This window comes from Salipiger sp. PrR002, assembly GCF_010500775.1.
Lineage (GTDB): Bacteria > Pseudomonadota > Alphaproteobacteria > Rhodobacterales > Rhodobacteraceae > Salipiger.
In genome coordinates this window covers 1-7075 of the sequence record NZ_JAAGOU010000062.1, presented here as the reverse complement: position 1 = coordinate 7075, position 7075 = coordinate 1, and the positions used below count along the sequence as shown (strand labels likewise).

Genomic DNA, 7075 nt, shown 5'->3' with positions numbered 1-7075 from the left:
GACGTCACACGGCAAAAACGTCCCAAATCAATGGGGCGGAAACGGCGCATACGAAGCATCCTCCTGTTGGCATCATCTGCGTGTGGAGACCCTCATGCATATCGAACATGTCGCGCTGGAAGCGGATACGTGGGGCCAGGAGCTGTTCCTCAGGGTCGTGCGGTTTCTAGGTGCTGGCACCGGGCCCTCGGTCTATTTGCAGGCCGGGCTTCATGCCCATGAGCTTCCCGGGATGGTGGCGCTCGATCGCCTGATCCCGCGCCTCGATGCCGCCGAGATGGGCGGCCGGCTGGTTGGCGACGTGACCCTCGTTCCGCACGCAAACCCGATCGGGCTTGCTCAGGGGGTTCTTGGCGAGACCCTCGGACGGTTCGACCTCAACGGGCGGGTCAATTTCAACCGCTCTTTCCCGGAGGTGCCGTTTGCGCAACGCGAAGGCAGGCCCGCACCGGAATGCCTCAAGGCGCCGCTCCTCGAGCGCGCGGTCGCAGCCGACGTGGTGCTCGACCTGCACTGCGACGACGAGGGGCCGGTGTATTGCTACGTGACCGAGGCGCAGTTGGCCGAAGGGCGCCGGCTTGCCCATTGCATCGGCGCGGCGGTGATCCTGACGGAACCCGGCGACGACGTGATTTCCTTCGACCTTGCGGTCAAGGCGCAATGGGCGACGGAGGACCGGGGTGTCGAGGCGCGATTTGCCGCGACCATCGAGCTGCGTGGCACGCTGGACGTATCGCAAGAGCTGGGCGAGCAAGACGCGGACGGGCTCTACCGCTACCTTGTCGAGATTGGCACGATCGACGACAGCCTGGCCGGCAAACCCCCGGTCGAGCCCATCGTCGGAAACGTCGATGACGCCCGGCTCCTGGCAACGCCCGTTCCCGGAGCGCTGCTCTACCATGTCGCAGTCGGCGACTGGGTCCGGGAAGGGCAACTCCTGGTCTCGGTGCTGCCGGTGGCTGGGGCCGAGCGTTACGAGCTGCGGGCCCCATTCGAGGGGCTGGTCATGACCCGGCGCGACCGCCGCATTGCGCGCCGGGGCGCGAAGATCATCAAGGTGCTGCAGCACCCATGCCCATCCGTTGGCCCTCGGGATCTATCCAGTGAAGGTAGCGGCGCTGACTGAGAAAGAAGGGGCCGTTCGGCGGCCCAAAACGACTGGCCAAGAAGCTCAGCCGGTTTGTCGCGCGGCACGCGCGTTTGGTCCGGCGCGGTTGGCAGTAGGGGGGAGGCGGCGCAATTTCTCAATAGGCTGGGCTCTTGTTAATAGGGCGATGCGCCGCCGGTGGAAGTCGAGCAATCACTCCACGCTCTGCATCGACCGATATGCGCGACGGTGCCATGCGATCAGACCGATGCAAATTCAGTCGGACACCTTTTTGACGAATTGGGATTTCAAACCCATCTGCCCGATGCCCGGAACCTTGCAGTCAATGTCGTGGTCTCCGTCCACCAAGCGGATGCCGCGGACCTTGGTGCCGACCTTGACGACGGCAGAGGACCCCTTGACCTTCAGGTCCTTGATGACCGTCACGGTGTCGCCGTCAATGAGCACATTCCCCACGCTGTCACGCACCACTGGAGAGTCGTCTTCGGACGCCGCAGGCTGCCACTCATGGCCGCATTCCGGGCACACGAGCAGAGCGTCCATCTGATACGTGAAGGTTGAAGTGCACTCCGGACATGGGGGTAGAGCATCTGTCATCTTTGCTTCTTTCTTTGCAGAGTTCTTGCAGGGCTGCGGAGCGGCGTTTTCGCATAGCCGACAGTCTGACTGCCGATACTGCTACTGAGCGAATGAGGAGCGACCGAGGCCTCGGTGAGCCAGCCCCTTTGAAGTGGTCCACCCACGAAGCCTGAAATCCGATAGGATTTCGGCGAACAGGAGGACTACAGAATGGCTGGAAAGCGTGAGAAGCCGGAAGACATTGTCACCAAGCTGCGCCAGGTCGAGGTGTTGCATGGCCAGGGCCTGTCGATGGCCGATGCGGTGCGACAGATAGGGATATCGCAGCACACGTTCTACCGGTGGCGTAAGCAGTATGGCGGTATGAACCGGGCACAGTTGTCGCGGCTGAAGGACCTCGAGAAGGAGAACCTGAGGCTGCGGCGGGCGGTGTCTGACCTGACGCTCGAGAAGCTGATCCTGACTGAGGCTGCACGGGGAAACTTCTTCTCTATTCGGAGATCATGGGTCAACTCCCCTTTCTAAGGTTTAATGCTTTTTTCTCGGTACGTTGAACCTGCGGGGCTCGTTCTTCTCTCCGAGGTCGGCATGGTTGCCGCCTCATGATGGGATCAGAGGAAGTAGGCGGAGCCATCTGAGCCGCGCGGTCACTGCGGTGCCGCTCGAGTTTCCACGGTCTCGCCCCCTTCCGTCGTCCCCGCAGGGCCCCTCCGAGCCGGAGGAGTTCGGTGTTCTGATGTGAGGTTCAGGCTGCGGGAGCAGAAGACCAGCAGAACTCGGTGTCATCCCGCCACATGCGATGTAGCACGATGGCAAGTTTGCGCGCCACGGCGACAACCGCCTTCTGGAAACCTCGGCGCCGCGCCACGGCAACGCCCCAAGACTTGAGGCTGCTCCAACGCGGGATGCGAGAATTGGTCAACAAAACCAGCGCCGCCTCATACAGCGCGCTTCTCATCAAGGCGTCGCCGCAGCGCGAGATACGCCCGACTCTCGCCGTCTCGCCCGATTGGTAGAGGCGTGGCGTGAGGCCATAGTGCGCACCCACGCATTTCGACCGACTGAAGCGAGCCGGGTTGTCGACACAGGCTCTATACGTGAAGGCGACGATTGGGCCGACGCCGGGCGCGGTCATGAGGCGGCGGCACACAGGGTCCACACGCACGGCATCAAGGAGTATCTTGTGCAGCTTGGCGAGCTCCGTCCGTAGAGCTTCGCGCGCCAAGAGGAGCGGAATGACAATTGCCGCGATGGCTGGAGCATCAGCAACGAGTTTGCGCACCCGCGCATCAAACCCTGCCGCGCCGACCATTCCCACCTTGAGGCCAAAATTTCGCAGCTGCCCGCGCAGATCGTTCTCTATGTCAGCAGCTTTGCGCTGCAGGAGTTTGCGCGAGGTCAGGAGAAGACGCCTTTGTTGGCTCGCCGGCGTCTTGACGTGGACGGGCCTGAAAAGGCCGACCCGCATCATTTGCGCTATCCCGAGCGCGTCGTTCCGGTCGGTCTTGTTGATCCGCGCGGCCAGCGCAGCGTGCATATGGCGTGTCTCGACGCAAATTGCGGGCAGCCCCGCGTCGACAAGGCCGACATAGAGCCAAGGTGAAAGCGGGCCAGCCTCGAGACCAATCCGGCCAAAGTCGAGTTTCAAGGCGAGGAGGCTCTCGCAGATCATCTGCGGGTCGCTCTCGACGGACTCGCGATGAACGACTTGGCCGCCTGGATCGACAACGCAGATCGCGGTCGTCTTCACAGAGATATCGAGGCCTACGAAGTGTTGCTGTGACATTGAAACGCTCCCGGTTGCTATGGAAGAACATCATGCAGCGACTCCCACAGCAGGACGCCCCTCCGAATACCCCATCTAAGCCCTTCGCGCCGCCGCGAATGCGTGGAGCATGTGCGCCAGACACTCGGCATCTCCGAACGCCGCGCCTGCCGGGTGCTCGGCCAGCACCGCTCCACGCAGCGCAAGCCGCCCCAGGGCCGGGAAGATGAGGCGCGGCTGACAGCCGACGTCATCGAACTGGCCCGGGAGTATGGCCGCTACGGCTACCGCCGGGTCGCCGTGCTGCTGCGCCGCGGGGGCTGGCAGGTGAACCACAAGCGGGTGGCGCGCATTTGGCGGCGCGAAGGGCTCAAGGTCCCACACAAGCAGAAGAAACGCGGCCGGCTCTGGCTGGGTGATGGCTCCTGCGTGCGGCTGAAGCCCGAACATCCCAACCACGTCTGGTCCTACGACTTCGTGCAGGACCGGACCAGTGACGGCCGGGCCTACCGGACGCTCAACATCCTCGATGAATATACGCGGGAGGCGTTAATGATCCGTGTCGACAGACGGCTGAACTCCACCGATGTCCTGGACGCCCTGACCGATCTCTTCATCCAGCGCGGCCCGCCGCAGTTCATCCGGTCCGACAACGGTCCGGAGTTCATCGCGCAGAAGGTCCGCGACTGGATCGAGCTGGTGGGGGCGAAGACCGCCTACATCGAGCCGGGGTCTCCTTGGGAGAACGGTTATTGCGAGAGCTTCAATGCGCGCTTCCGGGATGAGCTACTAAATGGCGAGGTCTTCTACTCGTTGAGGGAGGCGCAAATCCTCATCGAAAGATGGCGAAAACACTACAATCCTGCTTCATTGCGCCCATCTCTCTATGCCTCTGAAGTAAATAGGTTTTGCTGATCGGGGTGCGATCCGGTGGGGTATTTGGGGTTCTGCCGGGCGCGCTGGGTGAGTTGCTGGGCTGGCGGTTTGCCGAGTTCCGCGCGGGCGAAGATCCACGGACCGTCCGGTAACGGATGAACGCCCTCGATGCTGCCGGCTTCGGCGGCCAGTCTTAGTGTCTTGGTCGTGACGCCGAGCAGGCGCGCAGCGTTGGTCAGGTTGAGCCAGGGTTCGGTGCCGTCGGGAGCCGGGCGGAACACCGGGATCTTGTGATGCGACCTGAGTGCGGTGACGCGCTCCCGGGTCCATCGGTTGCCATGACCGGTCAGCAGACCGTTTCGATTTAGGATGCCGGCGATCAGATCGTCGGTGGCCAGGAGAACGAGCTGACGTACCGCCGCGATGATCTCTGGTGCTGTACTGTTGCGCTGGCCTCGACGCCGCTTCGGCAGGCGCAGTTCGGTATGCATGCCGCCGATCCAGTGGATCAGAAGGACGATCTCGGAGGCGTCGTCGTCGATGTCGGCGACCACCTCGAGGATGACGGTGCGCACGATGCGCTTCTTGAGCCGGGCATCGGTCGTTGGCGCCTCCCAGACAGTGCGAAGGTCCGTGCCGAGCGCGGCGGCATCCAGCGCCGCCAAGGAGGAAGGCCTGGAGGTTGCAGAATCATGCGCGGCGATCTTGGCCTCAATCTCGGCGGCGCGTGCGAGGGCGCGGTTCCACCGCGCTTCGAGTTCTGCCGCCACAAGTCGGTTCTCGGGATCGGCTGCATCATACTGGCGGAAGGCGCGGTCGGCACCGTAGCGGGCAGCTTCGAGGTCTCGCGCCAACGCGTCGCGAACCTGATCGCGGCGACTGGCGACCTGCGCCTCGGCCTCGGCGGCCGCAGTGATGGCGCCCGGCTCGACCACCCGCAGCAGCGCATCCTTGATGGCATCGTCGACCCGCAGGCCACCGAAGGCGATGCAGCGCGGCTCGCCGTTGTCGAGCAGACCGCGCCAGCAGGAATAGCGCGGGATGTCGTGCTTGGCCCCAGTGTAGCGGACCGTCAGCTTGCGGCCACAGCGCCGACAGCGCAAGAGACCGGCGAGCAGGGCATCGCCGTGCTTGGGCGCCCCATGGTGCCGGCTCGTGGGGGTATTGTCGCTGACCATCGCGCGGATCGCCTCTGCCCGTTCCCAACTGATATAACCTTCGTGTGCGCCGGGCTTCAGCGCCAGCCATTCAGCGCGCGGTTTGCGGCGGCTGCCGGTTCGCGGAACGGCCGCGCCGTGTCTCGGCACAACTCGGGTCTTACCATAGGCGTAGGCGCCGCCGTAGACCGGGTTCTCGATCATGCGGTGGATGGTGGCATAGGTTGGCCTGCGCCAGATCACGTCGCCATTGGCGTGTCTTGCGGGCAGGTCCAGCCCGTGCTCCAGGAACCAGAGCAGGGCCTGCCGGGCGCTGCCGAGCTCGGCCACCTTGTCGAAGACAAGGGTGATGGCCTCCTGGACGCGGCGGTCGGGGTCCTTCTCGAGCCTGTCGCCGGCCTTCACGAAGCCGACGGGAGCCGCGACGATCAACTCGCCGCGCCGGGCCTTCTCGTAACGGGCGGACAGCGACCGTTGCCGCAGCAGATCGAGCTCGTACTCGTTGAGACTTCCTTTCAAACCGAGAAGTAGACGGTCGTTGCCTTGGCGTGGCGCATATACCGCCTCTTGGTCGACCAGGACGGTGTCGACGACCCGGCACATCTCGATCAGCTGCTGCCAGTCGCGGCTGTTGCGCGCAAAGCGCGACACTTCCCGCGCCGCGACCGCACCGACCTTGCCCAGGCAGACCTCGGCGACCATCCGGTCGAAGCCCGCCCGCGCAACGCCGCCCGCCGCGGACCGGCCAAGGTCGTCGTCGATCGTCTCGATGCAGGACCAGCCGAGCGTCGCCAGCCGGTCGCGCATCGCATATTGCAGAGCGCCGCTCTCGCGGTTGTGCAGCACCTGGTGGGCGGAGGACTGTCGCACGTAGAGGATCGCCTTGCGCTCCAGGTGGTGCGAACTGATCTTCTCATGCTTCATGTCGTGCCTCCGTCCGGCGAGGCGCCTGAGCGCCGGCGGCGTGGTCGAGGATCAGGCGGGTCATCAGTTCGGTCAGCGTTACCCGCGCCTCCTCCGGCAACGTCTGCCAGTGCGGCGCCGGGACCTGGTCGGCGTCGCTGGGGTGAGTGAACAACTCGAGCTGTTGTGGTGCTGGTCGGCGTGGCATCGGCATCTCCCGGAATCGCCTGCTGGGAGCTCGATGTTGCGCTCGAATCTGGCATTTGCGATGCGCCATCACGAACGCCGGCCGCATCGTGCAGCAATGCCGCCAGAGCTCGCAAAGCCGCCACTGAGGCAACCGGCGTTACCGCGACTTGCCAGCACTGGCAGGCCGCCCGATCGAACATCCAGACGGGAACCTCCAGCCGTCGGTCCGACGAGATACCGCTCAGGCTACAGCGAAACGCAGCCCAGCCCGCCTTCGCGATCACCTCGTGTACGTGAACAACTCGCCCCGTCCAGGGGTGCCAAGGGTAGAGCACCTCGCGCTCCTCGGTCCCGTGGGTGTTCTGTGATTGAGTTGTACAACATGGACCGGCCACATAGCGCTCTTGGATATCGGGCGCCCGCGCCAGAGGTCTTCATCCCCATGGATCGAAGGCCGACCATGCATTAGCATTTAACCCGGACCACTCGATGGGGTCA

At 64.1% G+C, this 7075-nt stretch carries 4 protein-coding genes and 2 pseudogenes; 3 read left to right on the top strand and 3 right to left on the bottom strand.

Annotation, left to right across the window (positions count from 1 at the left end; all coding sequences use genetic code 11):
* The first annotated feature begins 94 nt into the window (after positions 1 to 94).
* Positions 95 to 1126 carry a succinylglutamate desuccinylase/aspartoacylase family protein gene (locus tag G0A00_RS25695; RefSeq protein ID WP_164185578.1) on the top strand — a complete coding sequence of 344 codons (1032 nt, stop codon included), beginning with the start codon at positions 95 to 97 and terminating at the stop codon, positions 1124 to 1126.
* A gap of 237 nt (positions 1127 to 1363) precedes the next feature.
* On the opposite strand, the gene G0A00_RS25690 is transcribed toward G0A00_RS25695, so the two are convergent.
* Positions 1364 to 1705, bottom strand: a complete 342-nt coding sequence (locus G0A00_RS25690; protein ID WP_164185577.1) for a zinc ribbon domain-containing protein YjdM — start codon at positions 1703 to 1705, stop codon at positions 1364 to 1366.
* Positions 1706 to 1897: 192 nt separating this feature from the next.
* On the opposite strand from G0A00_RS25690, the pseudogene G0A00_RS25685 reads away from it, so the two are divergent.
* Positions 1898 to 2167, top strand: a pseudogene (locus tag G0A00_RS25685) (transposase); the annotation flags it as partial.
* A gap of 265 nt (positions 2168 to 2432) precedes the next feature.
* Here G0A00_RS25685 and G0A00_RS25680 read toward each other — a convergent pair.
* A complete protein-coding gene (locus tag G0A00_RS25680; RefSeq protein WP_164185576.1) occupies positions 2433 to 3473 on the bottom strand; it encodes an IS110 family transposase in 1041 nt (346 codons plus the stop codon).
* Between the two features lie 75 nt (positions 3474 to 3548).
* On the opposite strand from G0A00_RS25680, the pseudogene G0A00_RS25675 reads away from it, so the two are divergent.
* Positions 3549 to 4367 (top strand): annotated as a pseudogene (locus G0A00_RS25675) (IS3 family transposase); the annotation flags it as partial.
* Here the strand turns inward: G0A00_RS25675 and G0A00_RS25670 are convergent.
* Positions 4337 to 6409 carry a recombinase family protein gene (locus G0A00_RS25670; RefSeq protein WP_164214290.1) on the bottom strand — a complete coding sequence of 691 codons (2073 nt, stop codon included), beginning with the start codon at positions 6407 to 6409 and terminating at the stop codon, positions 4337 to 4339. The pseudogene G0A00_RS25675 and the gene G0A00_RS25670 sit on opposite strands and share 31 nt — an antisense overlap.
* Positions 6410 to 7075 lie beyond the last annotated feature (666 nt).

What these genes read in the sequence shown, in the direction of transcription:
- G0A00_RS25695 (WP_164185578.1), top strand. Translation starts at nt 95, where the DNA reads ATGCATATCGAACATGTCGCGCTGGAAGCGGATACGTGGGGCCAGGAG.
- G0A00_RS25690 (WP_164185577.1), bottom strand. Translation starts at nt 1,705, where the DNA reads ATGACAGATGCTCTACCCCCATGTCCGGAGTGCACTTCAACCTTCACG.
- G0A00_RS25680 (WP_164185576.1), bottom strand. Translation starts at nt 3,473, where the DNA reads ATGTCACAGCAACACTTCGTAGGCCTCGATATCTCTGTGAAGACGACC.
- G0A00_RS25670 (WP_164214290.1), bottom strand. Translation starts at nt 6,409, where the DNA reads ATGAAGCATGAGAAGATCAGTTCGCACCACCTGGAGCGCAAGGCGATC.